This window comes from Acaryochloris marina MBIC11017 (assembly GCF_000018105.1).
GTDB classification, from domain to species: Bacteria; Cyanobacteriota; Cyanobacteriia; order Thermosynechococcales; family Thermosynechococcaceae; genus Acaryochloris; species Acaryochloris marina.
Genome location: NC_009925.1, coordinates 1,967,960 through 1,985,346, shown reverse-complemented (window position 1 = coordinate 1,985,346; position 17,387 = coordinate 1,967,960). Strand labels below are relative to the sequence as shown.

Below are 17,387 nucleotides of genomic sequence, written 5' to 3'. Positions count from 1 at the left end.
TCCTTCTCATGAAGCTGCATTCTGAACCAGTGATGGTGAGCTAGGATATTGGGCGGATAAACGCAACGATGATGCAGGATACGGAACAGTCATTGAAATTACTGGGCTATGATCGGCGATGGCTCGTTTATGGATTTCTATCTCTAGAAGAGCTGGCCTGCCAACATGAGACTTTTGAGTCCTCTGACGATCAAAATGCTGAACACTATCGTTATGCTTCATTTCTCCGCATCCTAGATAGGCATTTGTTCTTGGCTAATGAAGAATTGGCGCAATACATTGAATTGGCTGTGCTTGACCCTGATCAGGCGATGGCTGGAGCGGCACTTGCGAACCTCCTGACTGGGCATCGTTTAAGTCAGGATCAAGTTGAGCACATTGCGACACATTCAGCCTTTCAGAGCGACGGTCATCAAAGGCTGGTGAGACGGCGACGACTAACCCTGGCGATTGAAACTGGGCCAATTAGCGATGAATTAGTGAAACGGTGCTTAGCGAGCAAAGATCGAATGGTCCAGGAATCACTCATCGTGGCAAAGGAAATCACCCGTCAGCAACTCGATAGGTTGGTGCATGAAGGCTGTAATAGTGCTGTGCGTAATCGAGCACGGCAACAGCAGAGCATCAGTGATGCTGAACTTTAACTGGCCAATAAATACAGAAATCAAGACTAAAGTATCTAGTATGACCAGCTATGCCAAAGTGTCGGGTAGGTTGCCAGACTTTAAGGTTCGTTATCGATTGCTACTAGAGGGTGGTCGCCAATATTATCAGGGCTGTCGCTGTGACTGGTCGTATAAAGGGGACGATATTTCAGAAACTGGCATCTATATGATTTGGCCTCAGTTTTTGGCTTTAGACGGTTCTGTTTTTCCTCAAGATACTCCTGTCCCCATGACTGGTATGGCAACCATGTGGATTGTGTCACCTGAAATGCGCCGACAGATTCACTGTTCAAGAATTCAGTTAGGTGTAAAAGGCTACTTTATGGAAGGAGGTAGACTAGTCGCCGTAGCAATCGTAACTGAAGTGATTGGCCTCCATTCGAACGCATATCTTTCTTGCTGAAGTGCAAGTCACAAAGGAAATATGACCCTTGTTATAGACCTTTTCGATCCAAGTTCAGGTCCCTACTCCTATCTCAATGCAATTGAATATGATATGGCTGGATTTGAGTCATATCGTACACAGTTATGGGGGGCGCAATCACTGATTCGGCGTGGCGCAAGGTACTTCCCCCAACTCAATGATGGTGACTTATTTGTTTACCCTGAGGAATTAGATCTGTTTGCTGCTGAGTGTCACATGATTTATGCAGATTCTGTGGCTATTGCCCAAGAAATTTGGCGTAATAAAGCACAGTCGGCGAGGATTCAGACATATATGAAGCGTTTTCTCTCCGCGATAGACTTAGCCAAGCAGCGAAATGCTGGTGTTTGCATCAGCTAATACTCAATGACTCGCTGGTTGCTGTGAGCATACGGAACAACCAAACACGACTTAAGCAAACGATAAATCAAGGCGTTGTTTCAAAGTGGGTGTTTTGAGCACTTGGATACATCAACTGTTTAAGCAAATGGCAAGCTAGCATAGGGCTGTACTACGTTTTTCAATACTCGCTCTTGTTAGATAACTCTGATGTCATGCTTTTCCATCGGGTTACTGGCTGCCCGATAGCGCAAGGGAAGTTTTATCTTCAAAACCTCTCCTTTGAAAAACGATTCAAGATGATTGATGCACTGCAAGTGGCGCATCAATCGGGCACTTCTGAATTACATGATCCTCTTGAAGATGATCCTGACTTGCAGCCAATATTTGAAGACGTGCGATTACAAGCGCGTCAAGAAGTAGATCGTGAGCATCGGCAGCGGATGATTGAGCTGCAAAACACCTCACCTAAAGCTGCCGATTTGTGCCACCCCGGGAGGGGACTCTGCCATCAACAATGGTTGGTGATGAAACGGATTTTGCGAGAAAAGTATGGCATTGAGTGGATGACTCCGGCTGAGATGAATCCATTTATCGTCTTCGACTAGATAATCTCTGGTTTGCAGCACTGAGTAGCGGTTAATCCTAAAAAGTCTTGTGTTTAAAGCGTTTAGTCGTTAGACGATACGTTACCTTGGTCAGTAGCTAACCAATCAGCAGGATATAACAGCGATGGCATCGCTCCCGGACTTTCGTCCCAAGCAGCTTTCTCTCGGCCCCTTAGAATTCGAAATTCTCAACTTGATTTGGGATTTAGGGACCGCCACCGTCAAACAGGTGCATGAACAGATTTTGACCAATCCCGATCGCGAATTGGCCTACACCTCCGTTACCACCGTTCTTAATCGCCTGACTAAAAAAGGCTGGTTAGCTTGCGATAAGCAAAATCGCAGCTTTGTTTGGCGTCCTCTGGTTTCCCGAGCCCAGGCCAACTCTCTTTGGGCCTACGACCAACTTCAGCAGTTTTTAGCCGTCGGGAATCCTGATACGGTTGCTGCTTTTGCCGATCATCTCGATCAGGCCAGCGTCGAGCAACTGGAAGAGATCGCAGATAAGATACGGGCCGCTCGCAAAGCCAGGGAGGATCAGTAATGCATTTGCTGATGATTCTCAGTGCCTTGTCTTTGGCCTGGCTGTGCCGAACCTATGGCTATCGCTGGCTGGAATCCAATCGAGACCAATGGACCTGGGCCCAGAGGTGGCAGGGGAATTTACTGGTCTTTTTATGGTCCCCCTTGCTGTTGTTAATGACTGCGATCGCAGTTCTATACATGGGACCTCAAGGCCATATGGTTTGGGTTCGAGAAAATGGGTGGAGTTATGGTGTCGCTGCTGGATTTGTGGGAGTAGCGGCCTGCCTTAATCTCAAGCTCCTGATGGAGGGATGGTCGAGCTTACAGCGCATTTATGCCTGTCCCCAAACCCATATTCAAGGCCATGCAGCCTACCAAATCGATCATGCCTTGCCCTATGCCGCTCAAGTCGGGTTTTGGCAGTCTGAATTAGTGATTACCAAGGGGTTAGTGCAGGCCCTGTCTGCGGATCAGCTAGCCGCAGTACTGGTCCATGAACAAGCCCATCAGCAGTATCGCGATACCTTTTGGTTTTTCTGGTGGGGCTGGCTGCGTCGGCTGACGGCTTGGCTGCCCCATTCCACAGAACTGTGGCAAGAACTCTTGCTGCTGCGGGAATTGCGCGCCGATCAGTGGGCTGCCCAGCAGGTTGATCCGTTGGTGCTAGCGGAATCCTTGCTGTTGATGGTCAATCCCTATCCGGCAGAGTTTGCGGAAAATATTTGTGCCGCCATGCAGACGGCAACGGGCCATCGCTTATCAGAGCGAATCGATGCCCTGCTTGCCCCCAGGGGAACGGCTCCTCCTTCCTATCCCTGGACCTGGAGCGGCTTATTGGTTACTGCTGCCCCTTTGTTGACGATCCCCTTCCATTACTAACTCTGAAATTTGCCAAGTTGTGTCACAACATGGGGTCAACCTCGTCTGTGCCCCCTTGCTTGGCATGGTTTAATCATGCCAGGACCTACAATGTGGAAGTCTTCAGCACCCAGGACGAGACATTATGAGTTGGTGGCAGCAGCTTCGTCAGAAAAAATTGGCTCGATTTGGGGCCGCTATTCTGATTACCTTCTACCTGTTAGTGATCGGAGCAGACTTTGTTGCCCCCTATGCTCCTTGCGATACAGAAACCATTAATACTGGGGCCTGCCAGCCCCAAGTCAATGGCGCTTTATTACCGCCGACCCAGATTTATTGGAACAACGCTGATGGGCAATGGATTGGCCCCCATGTCTATCCCACCACCCTTGAACCCATTGACTGGCGCAACAAGGAATCCAAAGCCTGGCAAACCGGCATCCGTGATTTACAAGTCGATCGGACCCAACCGTCTCCCATTCGCCTGTTTGTCAAAGGCTGGAACTATCAGTTTTTGCAGCTAAAGCTCCCCCTACCGACTCAATGGTCTTGGTCCGACCCCAAAATCGATCAGGTCACGGTATTTCCAGGGTTTGCCTTTAACCGTCACTTGTTTGGCACCACTGGCCCAGGCTATCTCAACGTCCTTGGTACGGATGACCAGGCTCGTGATCAACTCAGCCGAATCCTCTTTGGCGGCCGGATTAGCCTCAGTATTGGCTTAGTAGGGGTCGCTATTTCCCTCCCGTTAGGGATGCTGGTTGGTGGTATCTCTGGCTATTTCGGTGGCTGGGTGGATAGCATTTTGATGCGTCTAGTGGAAGTCTTAATGACCATTCCTGGCCTGTATTTACTGGTGGCCCTGGCCGCTATTTTGCCACCAGGATTGTCCAGTAGTGAGCGCTTTTTGTTAATTGTCTTAATTACCTCATTTGTGGGCTGGGCAGGGCTAGCTCGGGTGATTCGCGGTCAGGTCCTGTCGATTAAGGAGCAGGAGTTTATCCAAGCGGCCAAGGTGATGGGAGCTAGGCCCTTGTATATCATTACCCGCCATGTTCTCCCCCAAACTGCCACCTACGTGATTATTTCGGCTACCCTGGCTATTCCCAGTTTTATCGTGGCGGAATCGGTATTAAGCCTGATTGGCCTGGGCATTGAACAGCCTGATCCCTCCTGGGGCAATTTGCTGTCCCTATCGACCAATGCCTCCATTTTGATTTTGCAGCCCTGGTTGGTGTGGCCCCCCGCTATTTTGATTATCTTGACGGTGTTGTCCTTTAACCTCTTGGGGGACACCCTACGAGATATCTTGGACCCTAGAGGGTCACTCCAGTAGGTCCGGCTGCCAACGATAGCGGCGCAGGTCCAGTTTCTCTTGGCTATTGAAGGTGATGCCTTCTTGCTCCAGCAAAATGCGCTGTAGGTCATCGCTCCCCTGACGTTGAGGGGAATGGGAAATCATGCCCTGGGCATTGACGACCCGCTGCCAGGGAATATCTGAATCCGGTGCCACTCGATACAGGGCATAGCCAATCTGACGGGCATGGCGAGGTCTGCCGAGTAGTTCCGCAATTTGGCCATAGGTGGCGACTTTGCCAGGAGGGATTTTGCGTACTAACTGATAGATCTGTTGATAAAAATGGCTTTGTCGATCTGAGGTTTTCATCGATCTATATGTTGTGAGCGATCTTCTCTTAGGCTAAAAACGGCGAGATATTCACTAAAGCTGATACTTCTCTAGCGTGATGAAGTAAAGTTTGGTGCCAAACCAGCAGAATAGGAGAATGGCTAACACTTCCATCCATTCAAATATCCAAATATTGAGGCTACTTGTATAGACTCTAGATATGAGCGCAGCTAATATCGAGAGGCCAATCACACATTGCGATATTTCTCTAGATGAATTGATTTTTCCCGTAGCTTGCAGTAGCTCGAATAAGACGATTGCCGGTGTAAAAGTAAAGGCAATAAACAACCATTTATGTAAGTCGATATTAAATAGTTCTAGTCGCCATTCTCGATAGATTTTAGACAGAGGCTGTGTAAAGTATAGATCGGCGAGTAACGAGGCTTGTTTCTCTTGATTCAGATGGTTCTGGTAAACGTGAAAGGAAATGCTGTCATATACAATCACGATAGTTTGATCTATCGAGTTTAGATTTTTATCATGTATCACCAATTCAGGAGTTTTGCCTGACACTCCAGAGAGTGGAAAACGGATACGGCTAGTCAGTCGATTGGCTTGAATTCCTAAGATAAAGTTGACATGGTCTATATCTTCAGCAATCGTTAAAACTGTGCCAAACCCCCGATTGAATTCAGACTTGATTTTGAGGGCAATGGTAAAAGCCTTGTTGGATTTTATGCGGTTGATAAAGTCAAGATTACTGCTTTCAACTAAATACCAGACATCATTGTCTGCCTGAGGATGTAGCTTTTTTTGAGGTGTAGGGTTTTTGCATAAGTGTAGTTCTGAAGCTAAATAATTGCTTTCTATGATGTCTGGTTCTAATAGGCAGGAAAATGCTAACGACTTGTAACTCGTTGAATCGAGTTTGAAGTTAAGTAAGTGTCCAATACTGTCTGATGTTAATGCTGAATCAAATAGGAGAATATTGGATACTTTACCTAGCCATGGATTGTCCCCGGTTGCTGTATTTCCAATGGTCAAGGGATAAGACGTTTGCCAGTTACTGATCTGGATTTGACAGGTAAATAGAAAGAGTCCTAAATAGATGGACAGAAAATACCCCAGAAATGCGATCAGACAAACCGTTTTGTTGAGTTTGGTCGGAAATCTTTTGTCTTTTGGAATGGATAGCTGTAGCGCAAACAAGCCCCCTAAAAAACCGCCGAATCCATTGAAAACGATATCGGATAAGGTTGGAAATCGGCCTGGGAGAAAGAGTTGTGCTGTTTCAACCAGAATGGATATTGAAGTGCTGAGCACACCGATACTCATTAGACAGAGCACGGTTTTACGTCTTGGAAGTCTGAGCGTCAGGGCATAACTACTGAACCCTAAGGGGAGAAAGAGAATGATATTCGCCACTATATCGATGGGATTGGTGGGATTCCTGATCCCTAAGCTGATGGCGTCTTTGAGATTAAGGTCATGCAGATTAAACGTAAATGGAGACAGGGTACTAATTGCGATCAAGGTTAGTGAACCGAGCCATAAAGCTACCGTCATCACTAACTTTGTTGGTCGATGCTTCATGCTTGATGGCTGATAACAAGTGGGAAAGGCGGGGATGAATTGAGAAGGGTGCGAGGTTGATACTGTGGCAGTTCGGGGGCGCACGATATCCAGCTTGGCAGCAGACTTAGCCGTGATTACCTGCTGTTGGAGATGGTGCCTTTGTGCCCATGCAAGGTAAGGGCAAAATGTATAAATTGAGTGCTGTCTGATAGCATGGGTGGCTGGACAAAACCCATTACCATTACAGGCTACCGAAGCCGTGGGTGGTCAGGAACTCGGTTGTTATGTCAGGCATAGCTGCAGTTGAGGAGGGGGGATCTGGCAGGTGCAGGAGTTTAGCCACATATTTGCCTAACACATCGTTTTCGATATTGACCTGATCGCCTGGGCTCAAGGTATTCAAGTTGGTGTTGGCAAAGCTATGAGGAATGACGGCGACTTTGAAGTGAGTGCCGCTTTCGTTACAGTCGGCAACGGTCAGACTGACACCGTTGATGGCTACGCTGCCTTTGTGGATGATAAAGCGTGCGATCGCATCCGGTACTGCGAAGCTTAACTCCCAAGAGGTATCGGTTTGCTGTAACCCTTGGAATACCCCCACATCGTCAATATGGCCTGTGACAAAATGGCCCCCTAACCGATCCCCGACGCTGAGGGCCGGTTCTAAATTGACGGCCTGGTGGGTATGTAACCGCTGGGAGAGGGTGGTGCGCTGCACTGTTTCTGGGGAAACAGATACGACAAACCCCTGAGCAATGATCGTCTCGACGGTTAAACAGACGCCATCCACCGCGACACTATCGCCGATGGCCAGATCATCCCAAAAGGGCACAGCCCCGCACTTTACCAAAATTTGCTGTGGGCCTTGGGGTTGAAGATAGCCTAATCCTTGAATGAGTCCTGTAAACACTTACTTATCAAGCCATTATTAACATCAGTATTTCCTACATTGGCAAATTGCGATTGCCTTGGCTAGGATCGGAGCGGGGAATCTTATCTTGATTCTCAAACCATCATACTTCTGAGATTCTTAGCCAGATCCTTAGAGTATAAATTGCCCTAAAGAAATTGTAGAGAATCCTCAATGGTATGGGTTTACATGAGAAGGTATCCTCCGTGGCCATTGTTCCGTTGGGTCTACAAGCATGATTGAAATGAATGTTGCTGGTATTGCTTTAGATGCCGCAACCCGACTCCCTATCGTTCTTTTGAAAGATGCATCGGAACGTCGCGCTTTACCCATTTGGATTGGTCAAACAGAAGCTAGGGCCATTCTCACGGCCTTAGAAAGCCAAAAAACCCCCCGTCCCATGACCCATGATCTGATGGTGAGCTGTATGGATCAGTGGGACATCGATTTAGAGCGGGTCGTCATTCATTCCTTACAAGACAATACGTTTTATGCGGTCCTGACCCTCCAGCAAGGAGATTCTAAAAAGGAAGTCGATGCCCGTCCCAGCGATGCGATCGCACTGGCACTACGAATGGATAGCCCCATATGGGTATTGGAAGAAGTGGTGGCAGATGCGTCTATTCCCGTAGATAAAGAAGCAGATCTGGCAGAAAAGGAAGAATTTCACGAATTTATTGACAATATCCGTCCCGAAGACTTTATTCAGAGTCGAGGGGGGAGCGAGCCTTCGGCTGAATCCAGCTAACTTTATCGACTCACCATGAGATATCGCCGTTTCGGCCAGACGAATCTGCATCTGTCGGTATTTTCTTTGGGGACGATGCGGTACTTACAGTCGGCTCAGAATGCCGAAGCAACCCTGAAGCGGGCTTTTGAGCTGGGCATTAATCATATTGAAACCGCCCAAGGCTATGGCAAAAGTGAAGTCTATCTAGGGCAGATGGTTCAGGCGTTAGGACTGGCCAGGGAAGAGGGCTGCTATCTGCCAAAGCCCTGCCAGGGAGAGGCTAAGCGCCTCTATCTCACGACCAAAATTACGCCTAAGTCAGATGCCCAGACAATGGCTCAGGCGATTGATCTATCCTTGGAACGGCTAGGACTAGAGACGATTGACTGTCTGGCGATTCATGGACTCAATACCCCCGAGCATTTGGAATGGATCAAGGATCCCCAAGGATGTATGCAGGCGGTCCAGGCCGCAAAAGCCGCCAATCAAATTCGCCATGTAGGGTTTTCCACCCATGGTTCTTTAGCGCTTATTTTGGCCGCGTTAGAGACGGATTTATTTGAGTTTGTGAACCTGCACTACAATTTTTTCTTTCAGCGCAATGCCCCCGCTGTTGAGCTGGCGAGTCGCAAAGGGATGGGTATTTTTATCATTTCTCCTGCGGATAAAGGAGGGCTACTTTATACGCCTCCTGAACGGTTAAAAGAGCTTTGTCAGCCCCTGGACCCTCTTCATCTCAATGCCCGATTTTTGCTGAGTCAACCTTCAGTGACGACCCTGAGTGTAGGAGCGGCGAAGCCAGAAGAGTTGGATTGGCCCCTTGCGATTGCAGATCAGATTCATCCCCTCACGGAGCAAGAACAGCAGATTCTCGACCGCCTCCAAGCCCAGGCTCAGACCCTGCCTGACCTATGTCAGCAGTGCCATGCCTGTCTGCCTTGCCCAGAAGACATCAACATTCCCGAGATTTTGCGGTTACGGAATTTGACCCTGGCCTACGATATGGAAGACTTTGGCCGCTATCGCTACCGCATGTTTGAGAATGCGGGCCATTGGTTTCCCGGACGACGGGGCAATCGCTGTACAGATTGTGGTGACTGTCTGCCTCGCTGTCCGGAGCAGCTGGCTATTCCCCAGCTACTCCAAGATACCCATACTCGCCTGCAGGGCCAGCCCCGTCCTCGATTATGGGAGTCCATTTAGGGATAAAAAGGCAATTCCGTGAATCTTGCTTGATGCGTGATTTACAAGTTCTTGCACCCAGCGATCTGGCCTTGAAATCTCGCCAAAAAAGTTAACAATCGTTTATACTACCGTCAAGGAAGCAGAACGCTTGTCCACCCATTCACGAAGTTCTGATTTCTGGATGTAGTGTTGATCAAATTACCTTAAGGTTCGGGCTTCTCTCCACCGAGAAGCTGGGCACACTAGAGGTAGAGATGACACAATGAATGCAAGCAGATTCTGAGGGTGCTTTATGGCCTTTGACCCCGAAAACGCCAACTTTATTATGAGTGATTCAGAGGAGGCTCAGGCCAATCTCTTAATCAAATATTTACAAAATCAACCGCCAGAGGTTCTGGCTAGGGTTGCCAAGTCCGTCAGCCCCGAGATCAAGCAAATCATTTCGCAAAATGTTCAAGGGCTAGTGGGTGTCCTGCCGAGCGAAGCTTTCAGCGTTCAAGTGGTCACCGATCGAGATAATCTAGCAGGCTTGCTTGCTTCCGCGATGATGACGGGTTACTTCCTCCGCAAAATGGAACAGCGGATGGAATTGGATACCAGCCTGTTGGGCAATAGTCTCTCATTTGATCAAGATTCTGAAGACCCTGAGTAGTGTCAAATCATTCATAGGGAATTCCTTACGGCTGTCATAACCAGCAGCGAGATAGTATATGCCCATTTGTTCTAGATGCGGCACTGGATATGATTCTGACCAGCTGCCCTAAGTGTGGGAGAGCAGGGTCTAGCGGTGCTAGTTTTTTTGGGGGGTGTTACTCGCCGATAGCTAAGTTCTCGTTGCAGGTTACGCTCTTGTTTTCCTGGTTGGGGTTGGTCCTGAATATTGGTGCTGGAATTTACTGCATTGTCACCGGTGACCTCGTGACTGGACTGATTGCCCTGGTTGTGGGCACGCCTTATCTGTATGCGCAAGCGATTGTCTTCTCCTATGTTTCAAAGCGGCTGTAGCAGAGAGTATTGCTTCCCTGCAAAGATCCTTTAGGTCGTTTGCGGGCTATATTGCCCTTGGGTCCTTTTTCGTTACATACATAAATCCGCCCTATGATTCGTCTCAAGGTCTGGCAGTGGGTCGTTTTGGCTCTACCCGTCGTTAGCGTGCTCGGATTTCTGGGGGCTGCGGCTGGGTTACAAATCCATCAGTGGGGACTGAGTTGGATTTGGGCCATCGTGATTTTAGTGTTTTTGGGCTGGCAGTATTTGCTGGTTCGCTGGCTGCGGCTGCCGGATCAGATTGCAGCGGAAGCCAGAGCCTTTATTCAAGAGCAGGCTGAAGAGACATCTTCAAGTGAACCCCGTCGGCAGCAGGCCGAAGCTGAAATCCAAACGATTCTAGTGGCAGCTAGAGAGGATGTCTTGCCCTGGGAAGATTGGGCCCAGTTTTTTCGCCGCTGCCAAACGTTGATTGAGGCCATTGCCCATGTCTACTACCCCACCACTAAGCGTCCGTTTCTAAATATCTATGTTCCGGATGCCTATGGTTTGTTGCGGGGCACCGTGGATGATGTGGATCAGTGGATGCAAAAACTCTCTCCGGTGCTAGGGCAGGTGACAGTGGGGCAGGCCTATGAAACCTATGAAACCTATCGAAAACTAGAACCCGCCGCCCGCACTGCGGTCAAGGTATGGCAATGGTCCCGATGGATTTTTAATCCCGTGGCGGCCTTGACTCGCACGTCTACACAAACCTATCGCAATCAAGCCAATCAACAGTTGTTGGCAAACTTGGGTCAGATTGTCCGAGAGACGACGCTACAGGCTCTGGGCGAACGAGCGATTGCCCTCTACAGTGGTGAAGCGGTCCGCTCGTTGGAGAGTCTGGAACCGAAGCTGCCCGAAGCGGAGACCCAAACCCTACAAGCAATTATTACGGAAGCTGCGCCTGCCAAGGCGGTAGAGCAGGCACCCCTCAATGTCCTGCTGGTGGGACGGACGGGAGCGGGTAAAAGTAGTTTGGTGAATACCCTATTTGGCCGAGAGACGGCAGCCGTAGACGTATTGCCCAGCACGGATACCCTGCAGTCGTATCGGTTTAAGAATAATTTAGACGAAACGCTGACCCTCTGGGATTCACCGGGGTATGAGCAAAGTGGGAGAGACGATTTACGCCAAGCCGTGATTGAGAAAGCAGCGGAGGCGGATCTGCTGTTGTTAGTTACACCTGCCACGGATCCGGCCTTACAAATGGATCTGGCGTTTTTAGAAGAGATTAAAACTCAGGTGGACGATCTGCCCGTGATTAGCATTGTCACCCAGGTGGATCGGCTCCGGCCTATTCGAGAATGGTCCCCGCCCTACGATTGGCGATCGGGTGAGCAACCCAAGGAGACCTCGATTCGAGAAGCGATTGCCTATCGCCAAGAGATTTTAGGGGAGGTTTCGGCTGTTATTTTGCCGCTGGTCACGGGCGATACGAGTCAAGATCGGCCAGCCTGGGGCGGAACAGAACTGTCAGCAGCGATGGTGGATGAATTTGACCCGGCGAAGCAGGCCCGGATGGCAAGATTTTTGCGCGATCGCACCACCCGTATCACCACTTCTGCCAAAATCATCAACCAGTATGCGTCCCAAATGAGCACGACTCAGGGCCTCACAGCCCTACTGAAAAGCCCCCTTTTAGGATTTCTGTCGACGATGACAACAGGTTCTCCGGCCTTGGCAACAGCCCTGGCAACCCAGCTCCCCATTGAGCAGGCCCCCGTTGTTATGGGGAAATTGCAGATGGGCTATGAACTCTTTACGTTGCTGGCTGAACCCGAGGCCCATCCTGTGTTTGACTTTTTAGCCCTCTGGCCCCTGTTGCTAGAGACTGCGTCTTCGATTCAGGATGATGCTTGGGCCTTTGGCCAAACCATGGTGGAGTTATGGACTGGCAAGGTGGGTGTAAACCAATTGCAGGAACGTTACCACAGTTATCTCAGCAAGGCCACCCTAGCCTAAGCAGGCTTGATAGAGTCCTTTCAAACTAGGGCGATCCGCTGTGGCTACTCCTCGCATTAATCCGGTCAGATTACACACACAGGTCTGACAGTCCGTCTCATCTCGCAGAATGCATTTACCGACGCTGGCTCCATCAAAGCCTAAACTCGTGACTCGCCGTGCCACGGTACATTGCGTGGGATCTTGAATGACGAAGGGCGCATCAAATAGGTAGGCATTGACTGCAGGTTGGTTAAAGGGAAACAAGTCCCAGCTATATTTTGCCGCCGCTGTCTCAATCATCCCCTTCATGGTTTGCCGATCGGCCAGGGTTAGGGTATTCGGATCTGCAGGAGAATGGGTGGCTGCACCAGACACCATAATGCCTCGGAGTTTGGTGATAGAGGTGACCAGCCATTCTACGGTCTCTGGAAATAACTTGAGGCTGGATTGGGTCAGGGTAATGTGGGCGTAGGCACCCCGTTCAGATTCATTGATATTGCGGACGATAGCGGCTGCCATCCCGTGCAGGTCTTGATAGGCATGGTTTTGAAAGAACCCCAAGGGATCTCGGGTTTGATTATGGTGGTCTGGAGGGCCATCAATACTGACGCTATACACAACGGAATGCGGCACTTTAGGGAATTTGGATGACCCATTGGTCACGACCCAAACGACTGGGAATTTGCGGGCAGCATATTGAATCACTTTAGGTGCCAGGGTGGGTTCACCGCCGACCAGGGTGGCGAGGACCATGCCTTGACGCGAGAGCTGGTCTAGGGTTTGGTAAATGGCTTGATCTTTGGCTTTATGCTCAGGGGGAGAAAGCTGTAGATACCCTCGGACGCGTTGGGTTTGGTTCCAGTCTGAGGGATAGACGTAGCAATAATGACACCCCGCATTGCAGCGATCGGTGATTTCTATAGAGGCCCCAAAGGGGAGGGACTGTTGTTGTCGTCTTGATTTGAGGACGATGGCGAGAGCCCCCAGAAAGGCTCTGGCAACGACGACATTCCGCTTGATCCAGCTGAGGGGTGAATATTTGGGTCGGTAGGGAATAAAGGGTTGGGGGAGCCGGGTCGGATTCGATTGCCGATTCTGGGTGAGCATAATTGAGTAGGGCTAAAGATGGTGTTAATGCTGCCGTATTAAGGCTTTTAGGATTGAAATACGAGCATTTTACCAATAAGGCTTGGCCTGGGTTTAAGGAATGGCGCTGTTCGATGGAGCATCAAATTTGCTGGGGAATCGCTGCTAGAACAAATAGGCTGACGATGCAGAGCATGCCCATTTGCCAACTGAGGCTGCGGAGGTTGGGTTTGTCGGTGATGTAGAAGCTGGCGTGCAGGATGCGAAACAGAATGAAGGCCAAGGCAACGATATCAATCTGAAGTTGGGGCACTTGGGTCATATGGGCCACGAGCACGGCGGCGGCGAAGCCGGGGAAGGTTTCAAAGGCGTTGAGTTGGGCGAGATGGGCGCGACGATGCCATCCGGTGAGGGTTTCGTTAAAGGCGCGCGGGTTTTGGACATAGTCGGCTTTGGTGACGCCAGAACGGGCTAGCACTGACAGAATGTAAGGGGCGAGCAGAGCGGCCAGGATGCACCAGAGGCTGATGGTCATTTTTCAAGGTAGGGGGGAAGCGAAAGTTTCAAGCTGAGGTGGATGCATATTAATGAAGCGATAAAGGCAAAGGTTCAAGACTTCACAATTAGGGAGTGGGCTAGGACTGCGGTTAGGGTCAAAATTCCATAAAAGGGAGCAATAGCAGGTGAGAATGCGGCTTTCAATATAGTTTTGTAGAGTGAAAAGTCTCTTAGGGGCCTCACTACAAAGAGATCTTGAGTCGTAACAGCATTGTTATGTAACTTTTGGACAAAGTCGTTGTACACATCTCGAAAACCTCTTTCGAGAGCCAAGTAATAGGTGTCTAGGAAGAAGAATAATAGGACAGGAATAAGAGCAATCAAGACGTAACTAGGTTGTTTTTTATCAACAATAACTACCAAAATTGCCGAAACGACCGTAATGCACCAGGTTTTACAGTTACTGCTGTTATTAGCCATCCGAGTAATAATATCTTGGAGAATACCGAGGTAACTCTGCACAGCGGAAGATTCTGGCTGGAATTGATTGGAGGACAACATAGGTCTCAAAAATTCACATACTGGACTTTCCCCACCTTTGATGCAACTTAGACTGAATCGGGAAAATATATTTAACGACTTTCATCCATGCAAGGATGTGCGATGGATAGAGGAGGCTGAATTGCAGCATCAATGCCACTCCGACACTCTCGACCCAATCAAAATAGCAGTTAAAGGTTAGGGCTTACTCAGATTCTACGTTGCATCTGTGCTTGCTGATTTCCTGTATATCGTTGGCGGTTATTGAAGAGATTTATTTTTTTGAATCACTTGAATAACTCGCTTTAGACCTTGCATGACATTTAGCCAAGCATCATCTTTATCAGACCATTTTGTTACTGGTTTTAGATCACTGGGTAAGGCTTGAATATCACAGAAGGAAGTTGAGTTCCAATCTACAGGGCGGATTAGGATAGGGAGTAGAATTGCTTCTTTGGCATCATGGCGGTCTCTGGCACGGCTCATTTCGACTTCATAGCAATAGTCAGAAGCGATAAAATCTGGACTGACTAATGGCAGGATAATGTCGGCCTGTTCAAGATTTCTGTCTAATTCGTTTTTCCAATCAGTACCAGGCAGAATCTTGCGGTCGTGCCAATTTTGAATAAGACCCCTGCGCTGAAGCACCTTGAGATGTGTTTCGAGCTGATCACGAATACCTTCATCCTTATGGGAGTAGCTGTAGAAGAGTTGGAGAGCTTTTGATGGATGCTCAACGTCTCTTAAAGTTTGCGGTCGCTTTGTTAGATCTACACCGTTGAGTAATTCCTTGATTTCTAGATGGATTAATTTCCCATTGATGACTTTTGGTACCTTAACTAAGCCTTGTTCTTCCATCACCAATAAATCTTTGTAGCTGAAGGTTAGTTTTGGGTGATTTGGAATCGGAATCTTTTCTTCAGGCTGAAATTTAAAATTGTTGTGGATGTGCTCAAAGTCATAACGGATGATGCCCAACAATTCACGGCGTTTATTTTTAGGGCCAGTGATGCTGATACTGACACTTCGGTCTTGACGGTCAGCTTTTACTAGAGCACGGCTACCTTCAAAATCGAGGATAACACCAGTGCGCCAGCGAAGAGTATTGCTACTCAAGACATGGGTACGAACTATAAAGCGAGGTAACAAGCCTTCGGGCAAGATGGGGTATGTATAGCGAAAATTAAGGCAGTCTTCGAGAATAAAGTCTTCGGCTTCTAGTGGTTGTTGTTTATCAAGTAGGTCGGGAATGAGATAGCGCTCTTGACTGTCCTGAAAAGGGAAACATAGCTCGAACTTGCGCATTAGCTCCATTAAGAAACCGTGGCGCTGACGAGGATAGTTTTTAGGATCCAACAGTTGGGGAAGGCAGCCAAGATCTAGTTCTCCTTTGTGGTCTGCCAAATCATGAGCGTTGAGGATTTTGTAGATGCCATTGGTGACCCAAAGAGGATTGAGGATATTGGTATCTCTCAGACGAGGATCATCTTTATAGTTGAGAGCAATGCCTAAATTGTGAAGATGAACAGCTAGGGAATCTTGAGAGTCTAGATCGGATTCTTGATTCTGGTTGCAGATATTCCGATAGTGCTCAAAGGAGATGTAATTTTCCTCCATGTCTCCTAAACGCTGTTTAATGGCAAACCAACTAGCTGGAAACGGATCGCGCAAATGTTCGAGACGATCTGTTTCGTGCTCAATGACTTGGCGGAGTTCATCCAGACCTCGTTCAGTTTCACAGTCCGTACGCACAAAGCCTTTAATATTAGGGAATTTTTGCTTGAGGCCACTGCGGTTGACATCGAAAGGATGTTCTTCAACTTTGTTGAGGACAACAATAACGGGAGAGTCGCCACCAAAACTTTGAATCAGTTCGAGCCAGTACTCAGCATCTGCATCTTCATGGCCTTGGCGACCGTTGAGGACAAGAAGATACAAACTTCGTTCAGTTAGAAAAAACTGATGGGTGGAGTGCATAATTTCTTGCCCCCCAAAATCCCAAACATTTAATTTGACGTCTTCATTGCCGTTCAAATACAGGGGCCAATCGGTGATTTGAATGCCTTCAGTTTTAGTTTCACTCGCATCAAACCTTTGATGAACCAATCGGTTGACCAGAGAGGTTTTACCAACCGCACCATAGCCCACCAGAATCAATTTCGCTTCATTAAGAGGTTGGGCTTGTTTCTGGATGCGGAAAAGGTATTCCAGAATGTCTTTTGGTTTAGCTGGTTCTGCTCCAGATCGAACATCGCCGTATGTTGAACCTAGAATCTCAGCCGGAATTTTCAGCAATTCATTCCCATGCAAATAAAGTTTTTGAAGATTTGACAGTTGTGAGATCGCATCGGGAATCGTGGTCAGTTGATCATTGCGTAGGTCAAGCTCTTGCAGGTTTACCAGTTGTGAGATCGTATCGGGAATCGTCGTCAGTTGATTGTCGTGCAGGTCAAGCGTTTGCAGGTTTACCAGTTGTCCGATCGCATCGGGAATCGCGGTCAGTTGATTCCCTTGTAGGGAAAGCGTTTGCAGGTTTTTTAGTTGTGAGATCGCATCGGGAATCGCGGTCAGTTGATTCCTTTGTAGGGAAAGCGTTTGCAGGTTTTTTAGTTGTGAGATCGCATCGGGAATCGTGGTCAGTTGATTCCCTTGTAGGGAAAGCGTTTGCAGGTTTTTTAGTTGTGAGATCGCATCGGGAATTTCTGTTAGTCCTAAATATGATAAATCAAGGCTTCTAGATTGTTGCTTCGCAGCCCCTTGAATCCGTTGCTCTGCTTCTTCCCAAGACATACCTTTCCCCGCTAAAAGAACCTCACACCATCCTCAAGAAAATCAGCAGAA

General features: G+C 48.5%; 19 protein-coding genes. 12 read left to right on the top strand and 7 right to left on the bottom strand.

Annotated features, from left to right (window positions below; translation table 11 throughout):
* Positions 1-68 precede the first annotated feature (68 nt).
* The 7 genes from AM1_RS08905 (at position 69) to AM1_RS08875 (ending at position 4,755) form a co-directional block, all read left to right on the top strand.
* Positions 69-644, top strand: a complete 576-nt coding sequence (locus AM1_RS08905) for a hypothetical protein (RefSeq protein WP_012162505.1) — start codon at positions 69-71, stop codon at positions 642-644.
* The gene (locus AM1_RS08900) at positions 631-1,068 is read left to right on the top strand and encodes a hypothetical protein (RefSeq protein ID WP_148215699.1); all 438 of its coding nucleotides are present in this window, start codon (positions 631-633) and stop codon (positions 1,066-1,068) included. Before AM1_RS08905 ends, AM1_RS08900 begins: the two co-directional genes overlap by 14 nt.
* Before the next feature lie 21 nt (positions 1,069-1,089).
* Positions 1,090-1,449 (top strand): hypothetical protein, encoded by a 360-nt coding sequence (locus AM1_RS37545; RefSeq protein WP_049783713.1) that lies wholly within the window; start codon positions 1,090-1,092, stop codon positions 1,447-1,449.
* A gap of 278 nt (positions 1,450-1,727) precedes the next feature.
* On the top strand, positions 1,728-2,036 hold the full coding sequence (locus tag AM1_RS08890; RefSeq protein WP_187152929.1) for a hypothetical protein: 309 nt from the start codon (positions 1,728-1,730) through the stop codon (positions 2,034-2,036).
* A gap of 124 nt (positions 2,037-2,160) precedes the next feature.
* Positions 2,161-2,580: a BlaI/MecI/CopY family transcriptional regulator gene (locus AM1_RS08885; protein ID WP_012162502.1), complete on the top strand. Its 420-nt coding sequence runs from the start codon at positions 2,161-2,163 to the stop codon at positions 2,578-2,580.
* A complete protein-coding gene (locus tag AM1_RS08880) occupies positions 2,580-3,440 on the top strand; it encodes a M56 family metallopeptidase (protein ID WP_012162501.1) in 861 nt (286 codons plus the stop codon). Before AM1_RS08885 ends, AM1_RS08880 begins: the two co-directional genes overlap by 1 nt.
* Positions 3,441-3,564: 124 nt before the next feature.
* Positions 3,565-4,755, top strand: coding sequence for an ABC transporter permease (locus tag AM1_RS08875; protein ID WP_012162500.1), 1,191 nt, complete (start codon positions 3,565-3,567; stop codon positions 4,753-4,755).
* Here the strand turns inward: AM1_RS08875 and AM1_RS08870 are convergent.
* From AM1_RS08870 to AM1_RS08860, 3 genes are all read right to left on the bottom strand, one after another.
* A complete protein-coding gene (locus AM1_RS08870) occupies positions 4,744-5,085 on the bottom strand; it encodes an MGMT family protein (protein ID WP_012162499.1) in 342 nt (113 codons plus the stop codon). The two genes, AM1_RS08875 and AM1_RS08870, sit on opposite strands and share 12 nt — an antisense overlap.
* A gap of 54 nt (positions 5,086-5,139) precedes the next feature.
* Positions 5,140-6,639 (bottom strand): VanZ family protein, encoded by a 1,500-nt coding sequence (locus AM1_RS08865; protein WP_012162498.1) that lies wholly within the window; start codon positions 6,637-6,639, stop codon positions 5,140-5,142.
* A gap of 223 nt (positions 6,640-6,862) precedes the next feature.
* Positions 6,863-7,531, bottom strand: a complete 669-nt coding sequence (locus AM1_RS08860; protein WP_012162497.1) for a riboflavin synthase — start codon at positions 7,529-7,531, stop codon at positions 6,863-6,865.
* Between the two features lie 235 nt (positions 7,532-7,766).
* On the opposite strand from AM1_RS08860, the gene AM1_RS08855 reads away from it, so the two are divergent.
* The 5 genes from AM1_RS08855 (at position 7,767) to AM1_RS08840 (ending at position 12,440) form a co-directional block, all read left to right on the top strand.
* Entirely contained in the window at positions 7,767-8,279 is a 513-nt protein-coding gene (locus AM1_RS08855) for a bifunctional nuclease family protein (RefSeq protein ID WP_012162496.1), read from the top strand.
* A 15-nt stretch (positions 8,280-8,294) separates the two neighbouring features.
* Positions 8,295-9,464: an aldo/keto reductase gene (locus AM1_RS08850; RefSeq protein ID WP_012162495.1), complete on the top strand. Its 1,170-nt coding sequence runs from the start codon at positions 8,295-8,297 to the stop codon at positions 9,462-9,464.
* A 274-nt stretch (positions 9,465-9,738) separates the two neighbouring features.
* Complete coding sequence (locus AM1_RS08845; protein WP_010467452.1) at positions 9,739-10,098, top strand: DUF760 domain-containing protein; 360 nt, start codon at positions 9,739-9,741, stop codon at positions 10,096-10,098.
* Between the two features lie 197 nt (positions 10,099-10,295).
* On the top strand, positions 10,296-10,451 hold the full coding sequence (locus AM1_RS42095; RefSeq protein WP_012162494.1) for a hypothetical protein: 156 nt from the start codon (positions 10,296-10,298) through the stop codon (positions 10,449-10,451).
* Between the two features lie 93 nt (positions 10,452-10,544).
* The gene (locus AM1_RS08840) at positions 10,545-12,440 is read left to right on the top strand and encodes a GTPase family protein (protein ID WP_012162493.1); all 1,896 of its coding nucleotides are present in this window, start codon (positions 10,545-10,547) and stop codon (positions 12,438-12,440) included.
* Here the strand turns inward: AM1_RS08840 and AM1_RS08835 are convergent.
* From AM1_RS08835 to AM1_RS08820, 4 genes are all read right to left on the bottom strand, one after another.
* Positions 12,432-13,529 (bottom strand): radical SAM protein, encoded by a 1,098-nt coding sequence (locus AM1_RS08835; protein WP_012162492.1) that lies wholly within the window; start codon positions 13,527-13,529, stop codon positions 12,432-12,434. The two genes, AM1_RS08840 and AM1_RS08835, sit on opposite strands and share 9 nt — an antisense overlap.
* A 121-nt stretch (positions 13,530-13,650) precedes the next feature.
* Positions 13,651-14,043: an MAPEG family protein gene (locus AM1_RS08830; protein WP_012162491.1), complete on the bottom strand. Its 393-nt coding sequence runs from the start codon at positions 14,041-14,043 to the stop codon at positions 13,651-13,653.
* 74 nt (positions 14,044-14,117) lie between these two features.
* The gene (locus AM1_RS08825) at positions 14,118-14,567 is read right to left on the bottom strand and encodes a hypothetical protein (protein WP_012162490.1); all 450 of its coding nucleotides are present in this window, start codon (positions 14,565-14,567) and stop codon (positions 14,118-14,120) included.
* A 240-nt stretch (positions 14,568-14,807) separates the two neighbouring features.
* On the bottom strand, positions 14,808-17,336 hold the full coding sequence (locus tag AM1_RS08820) for a COR domain-containing protein (RefSeq protein WP_012162488.1): 2,529 nt from the start codon (positions 17,334-17,336) through the stop codon (positions 14,808-14,810).
* Between the last annotated feature and the right edge of the window lie 51 nt (positions 17,337-17,387).

Excerpts from the sequence above, each read along its gene's own strand:
- AM1_RS08840 (WP_012162493.1), top strand. The coding sequence starts at position 10,545 with ATGATTCGTCTCAAGGTCTGGCAGTGGGTCGTTTTGGCTCTACCCGTC.
- AM1_RS08825 (WP_012162490.1), bottom strand. The coding sequence starts at position 14,567 with ATGTTGTCCTCCAATCAATTCCAGCCAGAATCTTCCGCTGTGCAGAGT.
- AM1_RS08845 (WP_010467452.1), top strand. The coding sequence starts at position 9,739 with ATGGCCTTTGACCCCGAAAACGCCAACTTTATTATGAGTGATTCAGAG.
- AM1_RS08905 (WP_012162505.1), top strand. The coding sequence starts at position 69 with ATGATGCAGGATACGGAACAGTCATTGAAATTACTGGGCTATGATCGG.
- AM1_RS08900 (WP_148215699.1), top strand. The coding sequence starts at position 631 with ATGCTGAACTTTAACTGGCCAATAAATACAGAAATCAAGACTAAAGTA.
- AM1_RS08830 (WP_012162491.1), bottom strand. The coding sequence starts at position 14,043 with ATGACCATCAGCCTCTGGTGCATCCTGGCCGCTCTGCTCGCCCCTTAC.
- AM1_RS08870 (WP_012162499.1), bottom strand. The coding sequence starts at position 5,085 with ATGAAAACCTCAGATCGACAAAGCCATTTTTATCAACAGATCTATCAG.
- AM1_RS08880 (WP_012162501.1), top strand. The coding sequence starts at position 2,580 with ATGCATTTGCTGATGATTCTCAGTGCCTTGTCTTTGGCCTGGCTGTGC.
- AM1_RS08820 (WP_012162488.1), bottom strand. The coding sequence starts at position 17,336 with ATGTCTTGGGAAGAAGCAGAGCAACGGATTCAAGGGGCTGCGAAGCAA.
- AM1_RS08850 (WP_012162495.1), top strand. The coding sequence starts at position 8,295 with ATGAGATATCGCCGTTTCGGCCAGACGAATCTGCATCTGTCGGTATTT.
- AM1_RS08835 (WP_012162492.1), bottom strand. The coding sequence starts at position 13,529 with ATGCTCACCCAGAATCGGCAATCGAATCCGACCCGGCTCCCCCAACCC.
- AM1_RS37545 (WP_049783713.1), top strand. The coding sequence starts at position 1,090 with ATGACCCTTGTTATAGACCTTTTCGATCCAAGTTCAGGTCCCTACTCC.
- AM1_RS08865 (WP_012162498.1), bottom strand. The coding sequence starts at position 6,639 with ATGAAGCATCGACCAACAAAGTTAGTGATGACGGTAGCTTTATGGCTC.
- AM1_RS08875 (WP_012162500.1), top strand. The coding sequence starts at position 3,565 with ATGAGTTGGTGGCAGCAGCTTCGTCAGAAAAAATTGGCTCGATTTGGG.
- AM1_RS08890 (WP_187152929.1), top strand. The coding sequence starts at position 1,728 with ATGATTGATGCACTGCAAGTGGCGCATCAATCGGGCACTTCTGAATTA.
- AM1_RS08855 (WP_012162496.1), top strand. The coding sequence starts at position 7,767 with ATGATTGAAATGAATGTTGCTGGTATTGCTTTAGATGCCGCAACCCGA.
- AM1_RS08885 (WP_012162502.1), top strand. The coding sequence starts at position 2,161 with ATGGCATCGCTCCCGGACTTTCGTCCCAAGCAGCTTTCTCTCGGCCCC.